Consider the following 21,876-nt stretch of genomic DNA (forward strand, 5'->3'; position numbering starts at 1 on the left):
GCACTCCGGCGGCACAGACCGGCGGATCCAGGGGTACGGGCCGTGCGCGGGGTCGGCCCGTACCCCTCCCGCCTCAGCGCCGACGATCAGCGAGGATCAACAACTGCCGTACACACAAGCTCAGCGGACCCGGTGGCCGGGCACCCAGTCCGGGAGCGGTTCAGTCCGCCCCAGCCAGTCGGCGGGCGGCTGTCCCGCCCTGCCCGCCGCCACCACACCGCAGGCGATGGCACACGTCGTGTCCACATCACCACCCACCTGGGCCGTCGTCCAGAAGGCCCGCTCGAAGTCGCCGAGCGAGCGCGCCGCCGACCACAGCGCGAACGGCACGGTGTCATGCGCGCTGGTGCGCCGGCCGCTGCCGAGGACGGCCGCGACGGTCCCGGCATCCTTGTAGTCGAGCATGTCCCGTGCCCGGCGCAGACCGGCGCCCACCGCGCTGCGCGGTACGAGCGCGATGACGCCGTCGAGCAGGTCGGCGGGGGCCGGAGATCCGGCCGGATCCGCGGCGAACGCGGCGGCAGCCGCCACAGCCATGGCGCCGACCACTGCCTCGCGATGCTGATGCGTGGTGTACGAGGAGATTTCCGCCTGGTGGGTGGCCTGCTCCGGGTCGTCGGCGTACCAGGCGCCGAGCGGCGCGATACGCATCGCGGAGCCATTGCCCCACGAACCCTGCCCCTGAAAGAGAGCGGCGGCGAGTTCTCGCCAGTCGCCGCCCTCCCTGACCAGCCGGAGCATCCGGTTGACGGCGGGGCCGTAGCCACGGTCGAAGTCGTGGTGCACGGCGAAGGAGCGGGCGAGCGCGTCCTGGTCGACACGCTGGTGGTCCGCGAGGACGGCCAGTACCGAGCAGGCCATCTCGGTGTCGTCGGTCCACTGCCAGGGACCCTCCGGCAGCCGGCGCCGCTTCAGCAGTGGATAGTTCGAAGGTACGAAGAACTGGGAGCCCAGTGCGTCTCCCACGGACAGCCCTCGAAGGCTGCCCAGGGCGCGTTCAAAACGCGGGTCACGAGACGAGTCAGAGGAATCAACGGTCATCTTCCTGCCACTCTATCCGGTGACGCCGTACGACTCGGGGGTACGCCAGCGTCCGAACGGCCGGTCGAGCGCGTAGCGCCCGTCGTCCCCCAGCTGCAGCATCCGGGTCTCACCGTTGCCCGGATTGGACAGCGACTCGAAGTCCGCGACCGACCAGTGGAACCAGCGCATACAGAACAGCCGCATGGTCAGCCCATGCGTGACCAGGAGTACGTTCGGCGGGTGATCGGGTGCTTCGAAGCTCCGGTACAGGCTCTCCAGAAACGCCCCGACCCGGTCGTACACATCCGCCCCCGACTCACCCTGCGCGAAGCGGTAGAAGAAGTGGCCGTAAGCGTCCCGGTACGCCCTCTGCAGCCGTACGTCCTCCCTGTCCTGCCAGTTTCCCCAGTCCTGCTCGCGTAGCCGCGGTTCCTCCCTGACCCGCACCAGCCGCGGGTCGAGGTCGAACGCCCGGAAGGTCTGATGGGTGCGGCGGTAGGGCGAGACGTAGACGCTGACGCGCTCGTTCCCGAACAGCTCACGCAGCCGCACCCCCGTCTCCTCCGCCTGGGCCCATCCCGTCCGGGTCAGCCGCAGAGCATGGTCGGGCTCGCGTTCGTACACCGAGTCATCGGCGTTTCCCTCCGACTCACCGTGCCGGACGAGGACGATACGTCGCGGTCGTGCCATGCAATGAACCCTAGATCGGTCCGAACGCGGCCGAGAGGGCGGGCCAAGTCCATCCGGCGCAGCCGGGGGGTGGAGCAGCGGCCCGAGCGCCGCAGGACCCGGGCCGCCACCCCGGTCTGCCGCCTGGCCCGGTCTGCCGCCTGGCCACGCCGGCCGGCGGCCCGCCCGCTGGAGAAGGACGCGATCAGACCGTCCAGGACGGTTCGAGCTGTACGACGTCACCGGCCAGCGCCGCGACATCCGCCTCGGTCTGCGCGCGCAGCAGCAGCCGCTCGACCCGCTCGGTGCGGTACTTCCCGTGCTCGGCCGCCGACTGCCACATCGACATCACCAGGAACTCGCTCCCCGGCGCCTCTCCGAACAGCCCACGCACCATCCCGGGCGACCCCGCCATCGCCGGGTTCCACACCTTCTCCTGCATCAGCGCGTAGTGCTCGACCCGGTCCTCATGCACCCGGCAGTGGGCGACACGCACCACGTCGACGTCCGTGAACCGCGGTTCGAACCCCGTCTTCACATCAAAGCGGTAGTCGAACAGCTTGGCCTGAATATCCTTGTACGTCCCTGATTGCCCGGACGCCAGGCGATCGTGGGCGCGCGCCATGAACGAGTCGTAGAACGCACGGCTCTCCCAGAAGGTGAAGACATGGGCGACCTGGGGCCGCCCCTTGCTCCACCCACCGCCCTGGCCCCGGAATCCCGGCTCACCCAGCAGCCCCGCCCACTTCCGCTGCCCCCGCTCGAACCCTCGACGGTCCACGACGGTGCAGCGAATCCACTTGACCAGCACCGCGCCATCGTACGGCGCGATACGTGGCCCTGGTCACTCTCCGCCGGAGTGTGCCGGTACCAAACCCACGCACCGACGCCCGTCTTTCCGGGTGTACGCGGGGCTGCGGGTGGCCGAGCGTGACAGCATGGTCAACGGCCATAAAGCTCCCGGCAGTTATCGCAGTTATCGCAGTTGCCGCGGCTACCGCAGTCACCGGAGAAGGGGAAAATGGTGAGCAGTCTCAACAAAGGGGTCCAAAAGGCCGAGGTGACACTCAGGTGGGATCCCAGCCCCCTGGGTGAGCCCGCCCATGACCTCGACATCGTCGCGGCGACCTACCGGGCGGATGCCCCTCACGGCGCGCCGTCGTACGTCGTCCACTTCGACAGTCGCTCGCCCGACGGGACGATCATCCTCACCAGGGACAGTAAGACCGGCCAGGGCTTCGGCGCCGACGAGGTCATGACTCTGGAGTTCGACCGGCTGGCGGCCACGTACAAGCGGGTGGTCGTGGGTGTGGTGATCCAGCAGCGGGACGAACGGAAGGTCTTCGGCGACATAGCCAACACCGACGTCCGGATTCTCGAGGGACACACCGAACTGGGCAGGACCGACTTCGCCGAGGTGATCGGATCCACCGCCGCGGTGGTCGCGGAGTTCACCCGGAGCGAGTCCGGCGCCTGGGAATTCCGCCAGGCCGTCCGTGGATTCGACGCCGATCCGCAGTCCTTCATCGCGGTAATGGGCGACAGTACTTACTGAGCACGGCAGGCCCGGAGGGGGAAGTCATCGTACCCATGGAGGACGACGGGACGGGGTCCGTCCGGAAAGGCTGGTGAGGTCCCCGAGAGCAGATACGGAGACCTCTTTCCATGGCCACCTTTTTGTATCGACGGGGCTGTTGGGCCTTCCGGCGGCGCCGTTACGTCGGGCTGCTGTGGGTGGCGGTCCTGGCCGTCGTCACGTTCGGGGCCGTCAACGCCTCCGATCCTCCCGACGACTCGTCCTCAATGCCTGGGATCGAGTCCCAAGGCCTACGACCTCATCAACGAGCAGTTCCCGGGTGCCGAGGCCGAAGGGGTCGAGCGCCCGGATCGTCTTCGTCGCACCGGACGGCCAGAAGGTCACCGCGACCGAGAACCGCTCGGCCATCAACACGCTGGTGACCGAGGTGGCCGACGGGCCGCAGGTCGCCGACGTCGTGAATCCCTTCGACGGATCGGGGGTGAACAAGGACGCGACGACGGCGTACGCCACCGTCACCTACGAGGTGAAGGACGACGACGTCAGCGATGCCAGTAAGAAGGCGCTGGAGGGCGCCATCGAGCAAGCTCGGGACGCGGGCCTGACCGTCGAAGTCGGCGGGGCCGCGCTGGAGACCGAGGCCGCGGCCCGGATGAGCGAGGTGATCGGCGTCGTCATCGCCGCGGTGGTGCTGCTGATCACCTTCGGTTCGCTGGCCGCCGCCGGGCTGCCGCTGCTCACCGCCCTTCTCAGCGTCGGCATCAGCATGGTCTCGATCACCGCTCTGGGTAATGTTTTCGGCCTGTCCTCGACCGTCGGCGAGCGCTGACGGGGTGAACGCGCGCCGCCGCGCGCCCAGGGCCGGGAGCAGACGCCGAAGGCGGTGGCGCCGAGAAGTCGGCGCCACCGCCCTTGAACAGTAGGTTCACACCCGGGTGGTGCCCGGTATCAGCTGCACCCGCTGGTCGAGCCGCAGCCCTCGCAGATGTAGCAGGAGCCGGCCCGCTGCATCTTCGTACCGCAGGAGAAGCACAGCGGCGCGTCCGCGCTGATGCCCAGCTGCATCTCGACGAGCTCCGCCGAGGTGTGCACCTGCTTCGGCGCCTGCGCCGGAACCTCGGCCTGCGGGGCGGAGACGGCCTTCAGAGGCTCCTGGTGGCGCGGGGCGGACTGGGCCAGCCCCTCGACGTCCATCTCCTCGTCGGAGGACTCGTACGAGCCGGTCTCCAGGTGACGCTGACGCTCATTGGCCGAGTGGATGCCCAGCGCCGAGCGGGTCTCGAAGGGGAGGAAGTCCAGCGCCAGGCGGCGGAAGATGTAGTCGACAATCGACTGCGCCATCCGCACATCGGGGTCGTCCGTCATGCCCGCCGGCTCGAAGCGCATGTTGGTGAACTTCGAGACGTACGTCTCCAGGGGGACGCCGTACTGCAGACCCACCGAGACGGCGATGGAGAAGGCGTCCATCATGCCCGCGAGGGTGGAACCCTGCTTCGACATCTTCAGGAAGACCTCGCCGAGACCGTCGTCCGGGTAGGAGTTGGCGGTCATGTAGCCCTCGGCGCCGCCCACCGTGAAGGAGGTGGTGAGGCCGGGACGGCCCTTCGGGAGGCGCTTGCGGACCGGTCGGTACTCGACAACCTTCTCGACCGCGGTCCGGATCGTCTCCTCGGCCTTCGCGGCGACCGCGCCGGTCTCGGCCTTCCCCTTGTCCTTGGTCTTGGCGGAGAGGGGCTGGCCGACCTTGCAGTTGTCGCGGTAGATCGCGAGCGCCTTGATGCCCATCTTCCACGCCTGGAAGTAGACCTCTTCGACATCCTCGACGGTGGCCGTCTCGGGAAGGTTGACGGTCTTGGAGAGTGCGCCGGAGATCCACGGCTGGATGGCCGCCATCATGCGGACGTGGCCCATCGCGCCGATGGAGCGCTCGCCCATCGCGCAGTCGAAGACCTCGTAGTGCTCCTGCTTGAGGCTGGGAGCGTCGATCACATTGCCGTGGTCGGCGATGTGGGCGACGATCGCCTCGATCTGCTCCTCCTGGTAGCCCAGGCGGCGCAGGGCCTGCGGAACGGTGCCGTTGACGATCTGCATCGAGCCGCCGCCGACCAGCTTCTTGAACTTGACCAGGGCGAGGTCGGGCTCAAGGCCGGTGGTGTCGCAGGACATCGCCAGACCGATGGTGCCGGTGGGCGCGATGACAGAGGCCTGCGCGTTGCGGAAGCCGTTCTTCTCGCCGACGCGGATCACGTCCTGCCACGCCTCCGTGGCGGCGGCCCAGACCGGGGAGTCCAGGTCGTCCATGCGGACGGCCTTGCCGTTGGCGTCGGAGTGCTGCTTCATGACGCGCATGTGCGGCTCGGCGTTGCGGGCGTAGCCGTCGTACGGACCGACGACCGCGGCGAGCTCGGCGGAGCGCCGGTACGACGTGGCCGTCATCAGCGAGGTGATGGCGCCGGCGAGCGCGCGACCGCCGTCGCTGTCGTACGCGTGGCCCGTGGCCATCAGCAGGGCGCCGAGGTTCGCGTAGCCGATGCCCAGCTGACGGTAGGCGCGGGTATTCTCGGCGATCTTCTGCGTGGGGAAGTCCGCGAAGCAGATGGAGATGTCCATCGCGGTGATGACCAGCTCGACGACCTTGGCGAAGCGCTCGATCTCGAAGGACTGGTGGCCCTCGCTGTCGTCCTTGAGGAACTTCATCAGGTTCAGCGAGGCGAGGTTGCACGAGGTGTTGTCCAAGTGCATGTACTCACTGCACGGGTTTGAGCCGTTGATCCGGCCCGACTCCGGGCAGGTGTGCCAGTTGTTGATCGTGTCGTCGTACTGAATGCCCGGGTCCGCACAGGCCCAGGCCGCCTCGGCCATCTTGCGGAAGAGCGACTTGGCTTCGACCTCCTCGATGACCTCACCGGTCATCCGGGCGCGCAGCCCGAACTTGCCGTCGGCCTCGACGGCCTTCATGAACTCGTCGTTCACGCGGACCGAGTTGTTGGCGTTCTGGTACTGGACGGACGTGATGTCGTCGCCGCCCAGGTCCATGTCGAAGCCCGCGTCACGCAGCGCGCGGATCTTCTCCTCTTCCTTCACCTTGGTCTCGATGAAGTTCTCGATGTCGGGGTGGTCGACGTCGAGGATGACCATCTTGGCCGCGCGGCGCGTGGCGCCACCGGACTTGATCGTTCCTGCGGACGCGTCGGCGCCGCGCATGAAGGAGACCGGACCGGAGGCGTTGCCACCGGAGGAGAGCAGCTCCTTGGAGGAGCGGATCCGGGAGAGGTTCAGGCCTGCGCCGGAGCCTCCCTTGAAGATCATGCCCTCTTCCTTGTACCAGTCGAGGATCGACTCCATGGAGTCGTCGACGGCCAGGATGAAGCAGGCGGAGACCTGCTGCGGCTGAGGCGTGCCGACGTTGAACCACACCGGAGAGTTGAAGCTGAAGATCTGGTGCAGGAGGGCGTACGCCAGCTCATGCTCGAAGATCTCGGCGTCGGCGGGCGAGGCGAAGTAGTTGTAGTCCTCGCCGGCCTTCCGGTACGTCTTCACGATCCGGTCGATGAGCTGCCTGAGACCGGTCTCGCGCTGCGGGGTGTTCACGGCCCCGCGGAAGTACTTACTGGTGACGATGTTGACCGCGTTCACCGACCAGAAGTCGGGGAACTCGACGCCACGCTGCTCGAAATTGATCGAGCCGTCGCGCCAATTGGTCATGACGACGTCCCGGCGCTCCCAGACAACCTCGTCGTACGGATGCACGCCGGGGGTGGTGTGGATTCGCTCGATACGCAGACCCTTGCTCGTCTTGGAACCCTTGGCTCGGGAACCTCGTGCCGGGCCGCTCGCCGTCTCTGTCATGCCGCCTCCCAATACATGGGCAAAAACGCCCTGAAGTGCCCAGATCTTCCCGTGGCACATGTTGTTTCTGACGCCCCGGACGCCATACACAGCGCCCGTGAGCAGGTCTTTTCGCCGCTCCGCAGCCGGTCGGACGGCCGTTTCCGCGGGCTCTGCCGCGCGGAGGCTCCGCGGACCGTTCCGCGGGGAATCCCGCGGGCCGTTCCGGGGCCCTCATACGGGCCGTTTCGCGGGCCCGAGCCGGTCGGCCGATGTCGCTCAGTCGGCCGTGGCAAGGGTGGCGACGGTGGCGGGCTCGGGGACCTCGTGGGTCTCGCCGGGCCCGCGTCCCGCCGCGGGAGGCCGTGGTTCGCGGAGTTCCGCGATGGCGGCCTCGAAGTCTTCGAGTGAGTCAAAAGCCCGGTACACGGACGCGAAGCGCAGATACGCGACAAGATCGAGTTCCTGCAGGGGGCCGAGTATGGCCAGACCCACGTCGTGGGTGGTCAGCTCGGCGCTTCCGGTGGCGCGCACCGCTTCCTCGACCCGTTGGCCGAGCTTGGCGAGGGCGTCCTCGGTGACCGGCCGCCCCTGGCACGCCTTGCGCACGCCGGAGATGACCTTGGTGCGACTGAATGGTTCGGTCACGCCGCTGCGCTTGATCACCATCAGCGAGGCGGTTTCCACCGTCGTGAACCGGCGGGAGCAGTCGGGGCACTGCCGACGCCGACGGATCGAGGTTCCGTCGTCGGTGGTGCGGCTGTCGACCACACGACTGTCGGGATGCCTGCAGAAGGGACAGTGCATGGCTCCCCAACCCTCCTTCACAGCACGACTGAATAGCCTCAGCAGGTGGCCGAAGCCCCGTTCGAAGCAGCCCCAAGCATAGGCGATGACCACGGCCTTGAAGGACGGGGACCACAACCTCTGGGCTGCGGACACAATCCAACCACTAGATCTGGGGTTTTGCCGCACAATCGACTCCCGGCGCGTGTCGCGCGACGGAAGTACCGACAGGAGCCCTGCTGACCGACGGGCACGCCCACAGGGACGCGGCCGGGAACGCGGACGGAGCGCCGTCGCGCGGCTCCAGGGCTTCCGGCCGGCCGGCTGCCAGACTGGAATCACCCTGCCGCAGCCGTCCCCGGCGGGGAAGGTTAGCGTGGAGCGGCCCGCACCGCCGCGCCCTGCCCCGCGAACCGATCGTTCGCACATACACCCAGCCAGACGCTCACGCCAGGTCATTTGTAATTTTTCACTCGAACGTGTGTTTGGCGCAACCTTTCGAAACGAACTACCGTTGTCCAGCTAGGGAGACCATTCGAGAGGGGCCGACGTGACCACCACCGCAGACAGTGCCACCATCACTGCCCAGGACCGCTCCCAGAACCGATTCGAGCCGGTGCATGCCATGAATGACGCAGCCACGACCCCCGAGGGTCCCAAGCCCACGCGTTCACTGCCCGGCCGACCTCCAGGGATCCGGGCGGACAGCTCCGGACTCACGGATCGGCAGCGGCGGGTCATCGAGGTGATCCGGGACTCCGTGCAGCGGCGGGGATACCCACCGTCGATGCGTGAGATCGGTCAGGCAGTAGGGCTGTCCAGTACGTCCTCCGTCGCCCATCAGCTGATGGCGCTGGAGCGGAAGGGGTTCCTGCGCCGGGACCCGCACCGGCCCAGGGCGTACGAGGTGCGGGGCTCCGACCAGCCCAGCAGCCAGCAGACGGACACGACCGGCAAGCCCGCCGCGTCGTATGTCCCGCTCGTCGGCCGGATCGCGGCCGGTGGCCCGATCCTCGCCGAGGAATCCGTCGAGGACGTCTTCCCGCTCCCCCGCCAGCTTGTCGGGGACGGCGAGCTGTTCGTGCTGAAGGTCGTCGGCGACTCGATGATCGAAGCCGCGATCTGCGACGGCGACTGGGTGACGGTACGCCGTCAGCCCGTCGCGGAGAACGGGGACATTGTGGCCGCGATGCTGGACGGCGAGGCCACGGTCAAACGGTTCAAGCGGGAGAACGGCCATGTGTGGCTGCTGCCGCACAATGCCGCGTATCAGCCCATCCCCGGTGACGAGGCGACGATCCTCGGCAAGGTGGTGGCGGTGCTGCGGCGGGTGTGAGCGACCCGCCCGCTGTGACCGGGCCCCGGGACCCACTGCGCCGGTCCCGGGGCTCGTCTTTTGCGGCTAAACCTCCCCCCTAGCCCTGGCGGGCTGGGAGGTGCCCCCAGCCGCTTTCGCGGATGTGACTGGGCGCCGTTGGGGTTACTCAATCGATGGTTGCGGTTACTACCAACTCGCACTAGCTGCGGCTCCCGAACTACGACTCCTTGGCCTTGGCTGAGGCATCGATCGCGGCAAGGGAGCGACGGACCAGGTTACGGTCCGTGGTGTACCAGAAGTCGGGCAGTGAGGCGCGCAGATAGCTGCCGTAGCGGGCGTTGGCCAGCCGCGGATCGAGTACGGCAACGACACCACGGTCGCCCGTCGTCCGCACGAGACGCCCCGCGCCCTGAGCCATCAGCAGTGCGGCATGCGTCGCGGCGACGGCCATGAACCCATTGCCCCCGGCCTGCTCCACGGCCTTCTGCCGGGCGCTCATCAGCGGATCGTCGGGGCGCGGGAACGGGATCCGGTCCATCACCACCAGCTGACAGCTGGCCCCGGGCACATCGACCCCCTGCCAGAGGGAGAGCGTGCCGAACAGACAAGTCTCCGCGTCGTCGGCGAACGCCTTGATCAGTTCGCCAAGGGTGTCCTCGCCCTGTAGCAGGATCGGCTTGTCGAGCCTGCTGCGCAGCTCCTCGGCCGCCGCCCGGGCTCCTCGCATGGAGGAGAACAAACCGAGCGTACGACCGCCGGCCGCCTCCACCAGATCAGCGAGCTCGTCCATCATGTCGCCGCGGGAACCTTCGCGGCCGGGCGTCGCCAGATGGCGTGCGACGTAGAGAATGCCCTGCTTCGGATAGTCGAAGGGGGAGCCGACGTCGAGTCCCTTCCACTGCGGGACGTCCTCGCCCTCGGTGCCTTCGGGAGCGAGGCCCAGCGAGGCGCCGACGCCGTTGAAATCACCGCCGAGCTTGAGGGTGGCGGAGGTCAGCACCACCGACCGTTCGGCGAAGAGCTTCTCGCGCAGCAGCCCGGAGACGGAGAGCGGAGCAACCCGCAGGGATGAGCCGAAGCGATCGTGGCGCTCGTACCAGACGACGTCGTACTCGGAGCCCTGGGTGATGCGCTCGGCGACGTCGTGAATGGTCTCGACGGAGGCGCGGGCCTGCTTGCGTACGGCGTCCTCGTCCTGGACGGACTTGTCGCGGGTGGAACCGAGAGCAAGGATCACCGTGCGGGCCGCGTCACGCAGGGCCATCAGCGCATACCCGAGATCTTCGGGGATTTCCTCAAGTCGACCGGGCAGCGCGAGCTCCATCAGCCGCTCGAAGGTCTCGGCGGCGGTCTGCAGAGCGTCCGCGGCCTTTTCGTTGACCAGCTTGGCCGCGCGGCGCACGGCACGGTTCACCTGGCCGGGAGTGAGCTCGCCGGTGGCCACGCCGGTGACTCGGGAGACCAGCTCATGGGCCTCGTCCACAATCAGCACCTCATGCTGAGGGAGCACCGGAGCGCCCTCGATCGCGTCGATCGCGAGCAGCGCGTGGTTGGTGACGATGACATCGGCGAGCTTGGCCCGCTCACGGGCCGCCTCGGCGAAGCACTCGGCGCCGTACGCGCATTTCGTCGCGCCGAGACACTCCCGCGAGGAGACCGAAACCTGCGCCCATGCCCGGTCGGAGACTCCGGGGGTGAGGTTGTCACGGTCCCCGGTCTCGGTCTCGTCCGCCCAGTCACGCATCCGCAGCAGGTCCTGGCCCAGCTTGCTGGTGGGCGCTGCGGCCTCGAACTGGTCGAAGAGCCCGTCCTCCTCTTCCTGCGGAACGCCTTCGTGGAGACGGTGCAGACAGAGGTAGTTGGAACGCCCTTTGAGCATCGCGAATTCGGGGCGCCGCTGCAGCAGCGGGTGCATCGCCTCGACCGTACGCGGAAGGTCACGCTCCACGAGCTGGCGCTGGAGAGCCAGGGTGGCGGTGGCCACGACGACTCGCTCGCCGTGTGCCAGGGCCGGCACCAGATAGCCGAGGGACTTTCCGGTGCCGGTGCCGGCCTGGACGAGGAGATGGGAATTGTCGTCGACGGCTTCGGCAACGGCCTCGGCCATGGTGACCTGGCCTTGGCGCTCCACGCCGCCGACGGCGGTGACGGCGGCGTGCAGGAGCTCGGGGAGGGATGGCTTCGTCATAGCCCGACCACCCTACGGTGCGCCACTGACAACGCCATCACGCGCCGGTTCGTCGCGAGCAGATCCCGGCCCCGCCGGTTCGGCCTGACAGGGGTGAACGGGCTGAACGGAACCACGGTCAGGTGTGCGGAGTCGTGGGCGGCGGGGAATTTCGGCACGGGGACTCCTGGAGTGGAACCGATGCGGGTCGAGCGGTGTATGTAAGGCAGCGGGTCGTTCACAGCAGGTCGCGGAGGGCGCGGTCGCGGACCATCAGTGCGGCTCGTTTGTCGGGGAGGTCGACTTCGGCCGAGAAGCGAAAACCGGCGGAGAGGAAAGCGGAGATGGAGGGACTGTTGCGCAGATTGGGTTCCGCGATGACACGCGCGCACCGGGGGCGATTGTCGAGAACGAGGTCGGCGACGGCCCTGAGGAGCGCGGAGCCGATACCACGGGCACGGTCGGCGACGCTGCCGATGAGGAGATGGATACCGGTGTCATGAGGACGGGCCGGGTAGTGCCGCGCCAGGGGATCGAGGTCGGCCCGGTAGATCTCGAAGTAGCTCATGGGAATGCCGCTGACCACACCCAGACAGGGGACGCTGCGTCCGTCCCCGTCGAGCTGGGCTCGAAGATGGGCAGCGGTGACGGGCTCCGGTCCCTCCAGGTGCCAGAACGCGGCCACGGCGGGGTCGTTCATCCAGCGGCTGATCAGCGGGACATCGCGTTCGACGCGTACGGGGACGAGTCGCACGACCCCGACATGGGTGGTGGCCGGCCCCCAGTCTCCGGGGGTGTCCAGAAGCTCACCGGGCGCGCCGTCCGCCTGCCGCGGGCCGGGTGCCGGCTCGTCCTCCTGGAAGAGCGCGAGGAGCTCATCGGTGAACCGAAGGTCCAGTGTGTCCTCCGCGCATCCCGACCGCGGGTCCACTGTGTCCTCGGCACACGCACCGAGCTCGGGTGTGGGACCGGCTCCGGCGTCGGTGCTCGCATCGGTGGGAAGCACAGTGACGCTCTCCTCTCGCTGTTCAGGGACGAAGGGGGTTGGTGATGGTGACGTAGACGGACTGGGTGTCGACGGGGCCGACGAGTTCGTCGAGCCCGCGGAGACAGGTGAGCAGGTTGGCCTTGGACCGCAGAGTGGGCGCGTCGAGAAGCTGAGTGGGCAGCGGTGAGCCGAGGCCTTCGTTCGCGGTGAGGAACTGCCGGAATGCGGCGATGAGCAGGCGTTCGTCAGCGAGGCGCTGCGCTCCGAAGGCTCCGATCAGCCCGAGGACGTTGTTGATGCCGAGGTAGTAGGCGAAACGCTCGTCGGTGACCTCATCGCTGACAAAGGTGTCACTGACGGTGCCGATGCCGGGGAGGCGGTGCTCGAGTGCGGCTCGGTGGGATTCGCGGAAGTAGTAGCCCTGGTTGTCGCGGTACCGGCCGCCGATGGGCCAGCCGTCGGGGTCGAGGATCACCAGAGTGTTCTGCTGGTGGGCCTCGAGCGCGATACCGGCGGTGGCGTCCAGCCAGAGCACCGGGCGTACGACGTGGGCGAGGTAGCGCAGGAACCACTCGGCGGCGACCGTTCCGGTGGGGCGGCCGGTGCGCGCGGCCAGCCGTTCCACGATGTCGGCGAGGCGCGAGTGCAGCCCGGTCCGGCCGGGCCAGGGGCGGGGCGCGGTGAGTCCCGCGACGCAGACGGCGTCGTCCCCGGGGGCGAACGGATTGTGGCGCAGCATGACGTCCAGTCCGGGGACGGGTTCGCCGTCGGCGGTGTCGACGGCGATCCATGCGGGGTCGCGGACGATGTCGAACCCGGGGTGGACCGCATGCCACTCCTTGGCGAGACCGGTGCGCAGCAGCCGGTGGACCTCGACGCCGCGGTGGAGTTCCTTGCGGAGGTTTTCACGACGGGAGTTGGTGATGCGTACGCCGAGAGAGAGTTTGAGCATGACCGGAGCACCCGGACGGTGCACAGTGCGGATCGAGGAGGTGGGGTGCCAGGGGCCGCCGTAGGGACCCAGGTCATGCAACAGACCGGCGTGGAGGAGGTCGGCAGCGGCGGGGCGGAGCTGCAGTTCACGGGCCTGCCAGGGATGGAGCGGCAAGGCGACGGTGTGGTCGGGGAGCTGGAGGTCCCCGCAGAGGCGGGCGGTGAGCTGTTCGGCCGGCACGGCGCGGCCCTGTTCGGTGGTCCAGGCCGATTCGGTGACCAGGACGGATCGGTCGACGGCCATCCAGTGCAGCGGGAAGGAGCCGTGGAGCTCTGGTGAGTAGCGACGCGCTTCGGCGTCGGAGAGTTCCTCGCGGCTCTTGGGCGTCGGGTGCAACGGGTGGCCGAGCAGCAGTGACTGTTCGGCGGTGAGGAAGAGATCCGCGCCGGGCGCGGGGCCGGGGTGGTCGCGGCGGGCGGTGATGAAGTCGGCGGTGCGCCGTACCGAGTCGGCGACGCGGCCGACCAGGCCGGCTCCTTCCGTCTGGCCCGCTTCCCGGCCGAGCAGCGCGGCGACGGTGACGGCGTCTGCGCCGGCCGCGTCGCGTGGTGCTCCCTGCAGGGTGGGCCGGCCGAAGCGGTGCCAGCCGGTGGCCGACCAGTACCCGACGGGGACGAGCAGTGCGGTGCCGCTGGCGTGCAGCGGGATGCGCAGGGTGGGTCCGTCCGGTTTGGCGAGGTCGTTCTCCCGTACCCAGCAGCGGAGGAGATTCTCGACGGTCGCAGCGTCCGCAGCGCGGTGCGGGTCGGGATGGTCTAGGAACTCCGCCGCTCGGGATCGGGATCGGGATCGGGCTGTGGCGGGCGGGCCCGGAGTGGAGCTGGGGGCGTTTTCGCGGAGGGTGGGTCCGCCGGGGCCGCCTGACTGCTGGCCGGGCACGGTCGTTGTCTGGACCGTGAGGGGGCCGGACCGCCTTCCTCCTGATTCTCGGTGGTCGGTGGGACGGCCGTCGGTCTCGGGCGCACCGGGTGCGTGGGTGGGATTCACGAGGGGGCTTCCTTGTGGTGTGTCCGGGGTCAGTACGGCTGCCCGCTGCTGGGGCGCGGCGGCGTGGAGCGTTCGACGGCGGCCAGGGCGTCGGCAAAGCGGTCGAGGACGGCCCCGGCCTGTTCGTCGGTGAGAGTGAGAGGAGGGAGCAGTCGTACGACACCGGAGTGGCGTCCGCCGAGTTCGACGATGAGGCCGCGGCTGAGGCACTCCCGCTGGAGGGCGGCGGCGAGGGCGGGTGCGGGCGGCGGGAACAAGGCGGCGGGGGCTGCGGCGTCCGGGTCGACGAGTTCGACGCCGATCATGAGCCCCCTGCCGCGCACGTCTCCGATCCGGGGATGGGCCGTGGCCAGCCCCTGGAGCCTGCCCAGCATGCGCGCGCCGAGCGTCGCGGCGCGGTCGGCGAGCCGGTTCTCGCGTACGAAGGCGAGGGTGGCAGCGCCCGCCGCCATGGCGAGTTGGTTGCCGCGGAAGGTGCCGGCGTGGGCGCCGGGCTGCCAGGCGTCGAGTTCGGACCGGTAGACGATCACAGCAAGGGGAAGGGAGCCGCCGATCGCTTTGGAGAGCACCATCACATCGGGCACGACCCCGCTGTGTTCGACACCCCAGAAGGCGCCGGTTCGCCCGACTCCTGTCTGCACCTCGTCGGCGATGAGGGGGATGGAGCGGGCCGAGGTGATCTCCCGCATGCGGCGCATCCAGGCGTCGGGCGCGGGGATCACTCCGCCCTCCCCCTGCACCGGTTCCAGGATCATCCCGGCAGGCGTGGGCACTCCGCCCTTGGGGTCGTCGAGCAGGCTCTCGGTCCAGCGGGCGGCGAGTTCGGCGCCACGTTCGCCGCCGATACCGAAGGGGCAGCGGTAGTTCCGCGGGAAGGGCAGCCGGGTCACGCGTACGTCGGTGGCGCCGCCGGAGGCGGCCAGCGCGCCGGCCGTCATCCCGTGGTACGCGCCGGTGAAGGCGAGGAGACCGCTGCGACCTGTGGCCGTGCGGACGAGTTTGAGGGCCGCTTCCACCGCGTCGGTGCCCGCGGGCCCGCAGAACTGGACTCGGGCATTGTCGGCGAACTGCCGTGGCAGCGTGGCGAACAGCTCGGTGGTGAACGCGTCCTTGACCGGGGTGGCGAGGTCGAGGACCTGCAGCGGCGCCTCCGAGTCGATCACCTTTCTGATCGCCTCCAGAACCACGGGGTGGTTGTGCCCGAGCGCCAGGGTGCCCGCCCCGGAAAGGCAGTCGAGATAGCGCCGCCCGTCCGCTCCCTCGATCGTCAGCCCTCTGGCCCGTACGGGGACGATGGGCAGCGAGCGCGCATACGTGCGGGCGGCTGATTCACGGAGTGACTGACGGCGCAGAATCCCCTCGTGCGCGGGGGGCAGCACCACCGGAGCGGGTTCGGCCGCCGGAGCGGGTTCGGTCACGGCCACGGCTGTTCGTCCTCCAGCTGTAACTGTTGCGTTGCACATCGATGCGGCGGTCGCGGCGGCCGGTCGTACGCACCAACGCCGCGCTGACCGCTGACCGCTGACCTCGTCCCCGTACGTAACCCCCGTACGTACAAACGACGCCAGAGGCCGAGGATCACGGGCATATCGGAAGATCCTTACGGTGGCGGAACCGTGGGCCTGCCGCGCGCCGTCCCCAACGGCACCGGCACAGTGAGGGCCCGCCGTACCCCGGCCCGGTCCACCGCTGCCGGGATGAGCGATGATTGCGCGGCTCCGGCAGCTCAGGTGCCCAGAAGCAGTTGAGTAGTTCGGTTCAGCAGTTCGCTTCAAGTAGTTCGGTTCAGAGTTCAGAGTTTCCGAAGTCCCAGGGGGATCACGACATGCGACCCATTCGCCCGACGCTGGCAGCGGCTTCCATCGCCGCCGTCCTCGCGCTGGCTGCCACCGCCTGCGGTCCGAGCGAGGACAACGCGGGCGGCCTGCCGAGCGCGTCCGCCGGCGAGAGCGCCGACGGCAAAATCACCATCCCGGACGATCTCAAGGACCAGCTCAAGGAGCACGGGATCGACCTGGACAAGTGGAAGAACGGCGAGTGGAAGAACTGGGAGAAGGACAAGTGGCTGCGTGAGGCCAAGGACTTCGTCAACCCGATCATCGAGGACCTCTGGGACCCGGACCGGATGCGCGAAGCCGAGAAGCCGCCGGAGAAGCCCGTCGACAACGACATCTCGGGCGACGAGGGTGTCACCGACCCGACGCCCGAGCCGGTCAAGGCGCAGGCCGTGAAGGCCCCGTACCACTCCAGTGCCGCGGAGGCCGGCAAGGTCTTCTTCGACGGCCCGCAGGGGTCGATGGTCTGCTCCGCGACCGTCGTCAAGGACCCGACCAACCCCGGTAAGTCGAACATGGTGTGGACCGCCGGTCACTGCGTGCACGCCGGCAAGAGCGGTGGCTGGTACCGCAATATCGCCTTCGTGCCGTCGTACAACGACAGCGCCAAGTCCACCGCCGAGCTGGAGAAGGCCCCCAAGGAGCAGATCGCTCCGTACGGAGTGTGGTGGGGCGACTGGGCCCAGACCTCCGACCAGTGGATCTCCCAGGGGGCCGAGACCGGCGGCCAGGGCGCTCCCTTCGACTTCGCCGTCATCCATGTCACCCCCGAGAAGGGCAGCACGGGCAAGTCGCTTGAGGAGACGGTCGGTTCGGCGTTGCCGGTCGACTTCGACGCCCCGGCCGTACCGGAGATCGACACCATGGCGGCTACGGGTTACCCGGCCGCGCCCCCGTACGACGGCCAGAAGCTCTTCCAGTGCGCCGACAAGCCGGGTCGGCTCTCGCTCAGCGCCAACGACCCGACGATGTACCGCATCGGCTGCACCATGACCGGCGGTTCCTCCGGCGGAGGCTGGGTGGCCAAGGGGCAGGACGGCAAGCCCGCCCTGGTGTCCAACACCTCCATCGGTCCCGTGACGGCCGGCTGGCTGGCCGGTCCGCGCCTGGGTGACGAGGCCAAGGGCATCTACGACGCGGTCAGCAAGAAGTTCGCGGGCCAGTAAGCGCCGGTAACCAGACGGGCCAGGCAAACCAGACAGACAGGCAAGTAAGTAAGTGCAGGGGCCTTCGCCGAGCAGGCGAGGGCCCCTGCTGTCCAAGGCACTTCAGGGGGAATTGTTTCCATGCCATCCATACGTCCGTTGCTGACCGCTGCCTCCACCGCCGCGGCCCTCGCGCTGACGGCCACCGCCTATGGAAGAACTGGGAGAAGGACAAGTGGCTGCGTGAGGCCAAGGACTTCGTCAACCCGGTGATCGAGGGGCTGTGGAAGCCCGAGCGGATGACGACAGCGAAGGCGCCGACGAAGACGCTCGCGTCCGGCGACATCACGGGCGGCCAGAGCGTCACCGACCCGGAGCCGCGTCCGGTCCAGGCACAGCAGGAAAAGAAGCCGTACCACGAGAACGCGGCCCCGGTCGGAAAGGTCTTCTTCGACTCACCCCAGGGCTCGATGGTCTGCTCGGCCACCGTCGTCAAGGACCCGAAGAACCCGGGCAGGTCCAACCTGGTGTGGACCGCGGGCCACTGCGTCCACACCGGCCGGGCGGGCGGCTGGTACCGCACTATCGCCTTCGTCCCCGCCTACAACGACAAGGGCAAAACCCCCGCCGCGCTGGAGAACGCGTAGCCGCAGGAGATCGCGCCGTACGGCGCGTACGGGGCCGACTGGGTCTCGACCTCCGGTGAGTGGATCAGCCAGGGCGGCCCGACGGGCGGCACGGGTGCCCGATGTGCAAAGCATCGGCTCGATGGGCGCCTGGGGCTACCCGGCCGCACCGCCGTACAACGGCGCGATCATGCACAAGTGCGTCGACCGTCCCGGCCGTCTGTCGATCTCTCCCGGCACGCCGGCCATGTGGCGCATCGGCTGCACCATGACCGGCGGTTCCTCCGGCGGAGGCTGGCTCGCCACCCAGCCGAACGGCATGCCGGCACTGGTCTCCAACACCTCCATCGGCCCGATCACTTCGGGCCGGCTGGCAGGTCCGCGCCTGGGCGAGGGCGCCCAGCAGATCTACACCATGATGAGCGACAAGTTCGCGGGCTGATAGCCGCCCGGGAGCACCTGGGGCCGGAGACGGCGGAAGGCCCGCTCTTCTCGACGAGTTCGTCGAGAAGAGCGGGCCTTCCGTCCTGCCTGGAGTGATCAGTGAGCGGTCGCCGGTGTGTACGGCGCCAGCGCAGCCGCCAGCTCCTCATGCACTCGCGCCTTGAGCAGCGTGCCCTCCGTGGTGTGCTCCTCGGAGAGGATCTCGCCCTCGGTGTGCACCCGCGAGACCAGCCCGCCCTGCGTGTACGGCACGAGCACCTCGACCCCGACCTCAGGCCGCGGCAGCTCGACGTCGATCAGCGCGAGCAGCTCATCAAGGCCCTGGCCGGTCCGCGCCGACACCGCGATCGCGTTCCGCTCGATACGCAGCAGCCGCTGCAGTACGAGCGGATCGGCCGCATCCGCCTTGTTAATCACCACGATCTCGGGCACGTCGATCGCGCCCACATCGCGGATCACCTCGCGCACGGCGGCCAGCTGCTCCTCCGGCGCCGGATGCGCTCCGTCCACCACATGCAGGATCAGGTCGGAGTCGCCGACCTCCTCCATGGTGGAGCGGAACGCCTCGACCAAGTGGTGCGGCAGGTGCCGTACGAACCCGACGGTGTCGGCCAGGGTGTAGAGCCGGCCGCCCGGGGTCTCGGCCCGGCGGACGGTCGGGTCCAGGGTGGCGAACAGCGAGTTCTCCACCAGGACACCGGCGCCCGTGAGGCGGTTGAGCAGCGAGGACTTGCCCGCGTTGGTGTAACCGGCGATCGCGACCGAGGGCACCTTGTTGCGCCGGCGCTCCTGCCGCTTGATGTCGCGGCCCGTCTTCATCTCCGCGATCTCCCGGCGCATCTTCGCCATCTTCTCGCGGATCCGACGCCGGTCCGTCTCGATCTTGGTCTCACCGGGGCCACGGGTGGCCATGCCGCCACTGCCGCCGCCACCCATCTGCCGGGACAGCGACTGGCCCCAGCCGCGCAGCCTCGGCAGCATGTACTGCATCTGAGCCAGCGCGACCTGCGCCTTGCCCTCTCGGGACTTGGCGTGCTGGGCGAAGATGTCGAGGATCAGGGCCGTACGGTCGACCACCTTGACCTTGACGACGTCTTCGAGCTGAATCAGCTGGCCCGGGCTGAGCTCACCGTCGCAGACGACGGTGTCGGCGCCCGTTTCGAGCACGATGTCACGCAGCTCCAGCGCCTTGCCCGAGCCGATGTAGGTGGCCGGGTCGGGCTTGTCACGGCGCTGAATGACGCCGTCGAGCACCAGCGCGCCCGCCGTCTCGGCCAGTGCCGCCAGCTCCGTGAGCGAATTCTCCGAGTCCTGCGCGGTCCCCGAGGTCCATACGCCGACCAGCACCACGCGCTCCAGGCGCAGCTGCCGGTACTCGACCTCGGTGACGTCCTCGAGTTCCGTGGAGAGGCCCGCCACGCGCCGCAGCGCGGCACGGTCGGAGCGGTCGAACTGATCGCCGTCCCGTTCTCCGTCGGTGTCCTGGCTCCAGACGACGTCCTCTTCCCTCAGGGCATCGGCCCGAAGGCTCTCGGCGCGCGTCTCCGCGAAGCTCTGCTCATCGACGCCCTGCTCGGGCTGCTCGGGCCGCTCGTCGAAGCTCTGCTCGTTCTGGGAAAGGGATGAAGAGGAGGTCATTGGATCCTTACGTCGATTGAGAAAGCTGAGAAATGAGACACAGGGGAGTCGATGAGACTCCGTACTGCCAGATCGGTATAACCCCGGGAGAACCCGGTGAAACCCGGTGCCGGAAATCTCCGGTACACCCGTCACAACGCGTAACAGGTCCGGATGATTCCCGAAGAGAACCCGGCCCCGGCAGCGTCGCCGACCCGTTGATGGTCGCACGGGCCTACCGGGGCCGTCATCCCAGTTTCAGCGGCCTGCGCGGGCCGCCGGAGTCGTGCTGCGCCAGTCCGGGTGTCCCGGCATCCGCGGTGTGCGCTGCCCGTACAGCCACCCCTTGAAGAATGCCGACAGGTCACGCCCTGCGACGCGCGAAGCCAGCTCCGTGAAATCGGCGGTCGTCGCCGTCCCGTCGCGGTGCTCGCGCACCCAGGCGCGCTCCAGCCGCCCGAACGCGTCCTGGCCGATCGTACGGCGCAGCGCGTACAGGACGAGCGCGCTGCCGTCGTACACCACCGGCCGGAACAGGCTGATCTTCTGGCCCGGCGACGGCGGCTTGGGCGCCGCCGGGGGTCCGCCCGCCGCCCGCCACTGGTCGGAGTGCTGGTACGCCTCGCGCATCCGCACCTCCAGCGACTGGTCCCCCTTCTCGTGGGCGTACGTCGCCTCGTACCAGGTGGCGTGGCCCTCGTTCAGCCAGAGATCGGACCAGGCGCGGGGCGAGACGCTGTTGCCGAACCACTGGTGGGCCAGCTCATGCACCATGATCGATTCGACGTACCACGCGGGGTACTGCCGGGTGAACAGAGCGCGCTCGAACAGCGAGAGCGTCTGCGTCTCCAGCTCGTAACCGGTAGTGGCGTCGGCGACCAGCAATCCGTACGTCTCGAAGGGATAGCCGCCGACCTGCCGCTCCATCCATTCGATCTGTCCCGGCGTCTTCTTCAGCCAGGGCTCCAGCAGCCGGCGGTCCGCGGTCGGCACGACATCGCGTACGGGCAGCCCGTGCGGCCCCTCGCGGCCCACGACGGACGAGCGGCCGATCGACACCTGAGCCAGCTCGGTGGCCATGGGGTGGCTGCTCCGGTACGCCCAGGTGGTGGTGGCCCCTTTGGTGGCCTTCGCCAGCCGCACCCCGTTGGCGACCGCGGTGAGCGCGCTGGGAGCGGTGATCCGGAAGGTGAAGTACGCCTTGTCGGCGGGATGGTCGTTGCACGGGAAGACCCGGTGCGCGGCGTCGGCCTGGTTCGCCATCGCCAGGCCGTCGGAGGTGCGCACCCAGCCCCCGTCGTCGTTCGTCCCGCGCGGGTCGCTGGTGTGCCTGACGGCGATACGCAGCGGCGATCCTTCCTCGATCTCGTCCGGCGGGGTGACGACCAGGTCCTCGCCGGCGGTCGCGAACGTGGCGGGCCTGCCGTTCACTTCGACACCGCGGACGGCGCCGTGGGTGAAGTCGAGGTTGATCCGGTCCAGGTCCTGGGTCGTCCAGGCGTCGATCTTCGTGAGCGCGTTCAGCGGCTTGGTGTTGCTGCCGGGGTAGGTAAAGGCGATGTCGTACGCGAAGACGTCGTAGCCGGGGTTGCCGAGGTGCGGAAACAGGCGGTCGCCGATGCCGAGTGGCGTGGGCGGCGCGGAGGGCAGGGCCGCGGCGACGAGGGTGGCCGAGGCGGCGGCCAGCAGGGCGGCACGCAGGCCGCGCCGAGGCGTGAGCCGGGAGGTGAGCCGGGAAGTGTGCAGCATGGACTACCGCTATCAGCGCGGCCGGTGTGGACAGTGGCGGCGCGCGTCGGGTCCACCCGAACGGGGGTTGGGGTCCGAAAGGGATCAAGGACCGAACGGCTCAGGGCCCGAAGGGTCAGGGCCCGAAGGGTCAGGGCCCGAAGGGCTCATGCGGCTCAGGCGC

The 21,876-nt window shown here is 68.9% G+C and carries 14 protein-coding genes and 2 pseudogenes; 5 read left to right on the top strand and 11 right to left on the bottom strand.

The genetic code is table 11. From position 1 onward, the window contains the following. Window positions 1–120 precede the first annotated feature (120 nt). From ACIHCQ_RS13395 to ACIHCQ_RS13405, 3 genes are all read right to left on the bottom strand, one after another. Window positions 121–1,041: an ADP-ribosylglycohydrolase family protein gene (locus ACIHCQ_RS13395; RefSeq protein WP_399661314.1), complete on the bottom strand. Its 921-nt coding sequence runs from the start codon at window positions 1,039–1,041 to the stop codon at window positions 121–123. A 12-nt stretch (window positions 1,042–1,053) separates the two neighbouring features. Further along, window positions 1,054–1,713, bottom strand: coding sequence for a histidine phosphatase family protein (locus ACIHCQ_RS13400; RefSeq protein ID WP_399661316.1), 660 nt, complete (start codon window positions 1,711–1,713; stop codon window positions 1,054–1,056). 184 nt (window positions 1,714–1,897) lie between these two features. After that, a complete protein-coding gene (locus ACIHCQ_RS13405; protein WP_399661318.1) occupies window positions 1,898–2,503 on the bottom strand; it encodes a YdbC family protein in 606 nt (201 codons plus the stop codon). 213 nt (window positions 2,504–2,716) lie between these two features. On the opposite strand from ACIHCQ_RS13405, the gene ACIHCQ_RS13410 reads away from it, so the two are divergent. Then, window positions 2,717–3,247: a TerD family protein gene (locus ACIHCQ_RS13410; protein ID WP_399661463.1), complete on the top strand. Its 531-nt coding sequence runs from the start codon at window positions 2,717–2,719 to the stop codon at window positions 3,245–3,247. Between the two features lie 110 nt (window positions 3,248–3,357). After that, a pseudogene (locus ACIHCQ_RS13415) lies at window positions 3,358–4,049 on the top strand (MMPL family transporter); the annotation flags it as partial. A 128-nt stretch (window positions 4,050–4,177) separates the two neighbouring features. Here ACIHCQ_RS13415 and ACIHCQ_RS13420 read toward each other — a convergent pair. Both ACIHCQ_RS13420 and nrdR read right to left on the bottom strand, forming a co-directional pair. Then, window positions 4,178–7,078, bottom strand: a complete 2,901-nt coding sequence (locus tag ACIHCQ_RS13420) for a vitamin B12-dependent ribonucleotide reductase (protein ID WP_399661320.1) — start codon at window positions 7,076–7,078, stop codon at window positions 4,178–4,180. A 258-nt stretch (window positions 7,079–7,336) separates the two neighbouring features. After that, window positions 7,337–7,864, bottom strand: a complete 528-nt coding sequence (gene nrdR, locus ACIHCQ_RS13425; RefSeq protein ID WP_399661322.1) for a transcriptional regulator NrdR — start codon at window positions 7,862–7,864, stop codon at window positions 7,337–7,339. A 529-nt stretch (window positions 7,865–8,393) separates the two neighbouring features. Between nrdR and lexA the strand changes: the two genes are divergently transcribed. Further along, window positions 8,394–9,179 (top strand): transcriptional repressor LexA, encoded by a 786-nt coding sequence (gene lexA, locus ACIHCQ_RS13430; RefSeq protein ID WP_399661324.1) that lies wholly within the window; start codon window positions 8,394–8,396, stop codon window positions 9,177–9,179. A gap of 199 nt (window positions 9,180–9,378) precedes the next feature. On the opposite strand, the gene ACIHCQ_RS13435 is transcribed toward lexA, so the two are convergent. The 4 genes from ACIHCQ_RS13435 to ACIHCQ_RS13450 all read right to left on the bottom strand — a co-directional run bounded on the left by ACIHCQ_RS13435 (window position 9,379) and on the right by ACIHCQ_RS13450 (window position 15,721). Next, window positions 9,379–11,349, bottom strand: a complete 1,971-nt coding sequence (locus tag ACIHCQ_RS13435) for an ATP-dependent DNA helicase (RefSeq protein WP_399661326.1) — start codon at window positions 11,347–11,349, stop codon at window positions 9,379–9,381. Between the two features lie 217 nt (window positions 11,350–11,566). Then, a complete protein-coding gene (locus ACIHCQ_RS13440; RefSeq protein ID WP_399661328.1) occupies window positions 11,567–12,334 on the bottom strand; it encodes a GNAT family N-acetyltransferase in 768 nt (255 codons plus the stop codon). 22 nt (window positions 12,335–12,356) lie between these two features. Continuing rightward, on the bottom strand, window positions 12,357–14,297 hold the full coding sequence (locus ACIHCQ_RS13445) for an IucA/IucC family protein (RefSeq protein WP_399661330.1): 1,941 nt from the start codon (window positions 14,295–14,297) through the stop codon (window positions 12,357–12,359). Window positions 14,298–14,326: 29 nt separating this feature from the next. Beyond that, the gene (locus ACIHCQ_RS13450) at window positions 14,327–15,721 is read right to left on the bottom strand and encodes a diaminobutyrate--2-oxoglutarate transaminase family protein (protein WP_399661332.1); all 1,395 of its coding nucleotides are present in this window, start codon (window positions 15,719–15,721) and stop codon (window positions 14,327–14,329) included. A gap of 401 nt (window positions 15,722–16,122) precedes the next feature. On the opposite strand from ACIHCQ_RS13450, the gene ACIHCQ_RS13455 reads away from it, so the two are divergent. Together ACIHCQ_RS13455 and ACIHCQ_RS13460 are read left to right on the top strand one after the other, a co-directional pair. Beyond that, a complete protein-coding gene (locus tag ACIHCQ_RS13455) occupies window positions 16,123–17,298 on the top strand; it encodes a trypsin-like serine peptidase (RefSeq protein ID WP_399661334.1) in 1,176 nt (391 codons plus the stop codon). Between the two features lie 191 nt (window positions 17,299–17,489). Continuing rightward, window positions 17,490–18,345, top strand: a pseudogene (locus ACIHCQ_RS13460) (trypsin-like serine peptidase); the annotation flags it as partial. 98 nt (window positions 18,346–18,443) lie between these two features. Here ACIHCQ_RS13460 and hflX read toward each other — a convergent pair. Together hflX and ACIHCQ_RS13470 are read right to left on the bottom strand one after the other, a co-directional pair. After that, a complete protein-coding gene (gene hflX / locus ACIHCQ_RS13465) occupies window positions 18,444–19,985 on the bottom strand; it encodes a GTPase HflX (protein ID WP_399661336.1) in 1,542 nt (513 codons plus the stop codon). Window positions 19,986–20,222: 237 nt separating this feature from the next. Beyond that, on the bottom strand, window positions 20,223–21,713 hold the full coding sequence (locus tag ACIHCQ_RS13470; RefSeq protein WP_399661338.1) for a M1 family metallopeptidase: 1,491 nt from the start codon (window positions 21,711–21,713) through the stop codon (window positions 20,223–20,225). Window positions 21,714–21,876 lie beyond the last annotated feature (163 nt).

This window comes from Streptomyces sp. NPDC052236 (assembly GCF_044548015.1).
Classification (GTDB): domain Bacteria; phylum Actinomycetota; class Actinomycetes; order Streptomycetales; family Streptomycetaceae; genus Streptomyces.

What these genes read in the sequence shown, in the direction of transcription:
- ACIHCQ_RS13455 (WP_399661334.1), top strand. Translation starts at nt 16,123, where the DNA reads ATGCGACCCATTCGCCCGACGCTGGCAGCGGCTTCCATCGCCGCCGTC.
- ACIHCQ_RS13420 (WP_399661320.1), bottom strand. Translation starts at nt 7,078, where the DNA reads ATGACAGAGACGGCGAGCGGCCCGGCACGAGGTTCCCGAGCCAAGGGT.
- ACIHCQ_RS13470 (WP_399661338.1), bottom strand. Translation starts at nt 21,713, where the DNA reads ATGCTGCACACTTCCCGGCTCACCTCCCGGCTCACGCCTCGGCGCGGC.
- hflX (WP_399661336.1), bottom strand. Translation starts at nt 19,985, where the DNA reads ATGACCTCCTCTTCATCCCTTTCCCAGAACGAGCAGAGCTTCGACGAG.
- ACIHCQ_RS13435 (WP_399661326.1), bottom strand. Translation starts at nt 11,349, where the DNA reads ATGACGAAGCCATCCCTCCCCGAGCTCCTGCACGCCGCCGTCACCGCC.
- nrdR (WP_399661322.1), bottom strand. Translation starts at nt 7,864, where the DNA reads ATGCACTGTCCCTTCTGCAGGCATCCCGACAGTCGTGTGGTCGACAGC.
- ACIHCQ_RS13400 (WP_399661316.1), bottom strand. Translation starts at nt 1,713, where the DNA reads ATGGCACGACCGCGACGTATCGTCCTCGTCCGGCACGGTGAGTCGGAG.
- ACIHCQ_RS13395 (WP_399661314.1), bottom strand. Translation starts at nt 1,041, where the DNA reads ATGACCGTTGATTCCTCTGACTCGTCTCGTGACCCGCGTTTTGAACGC.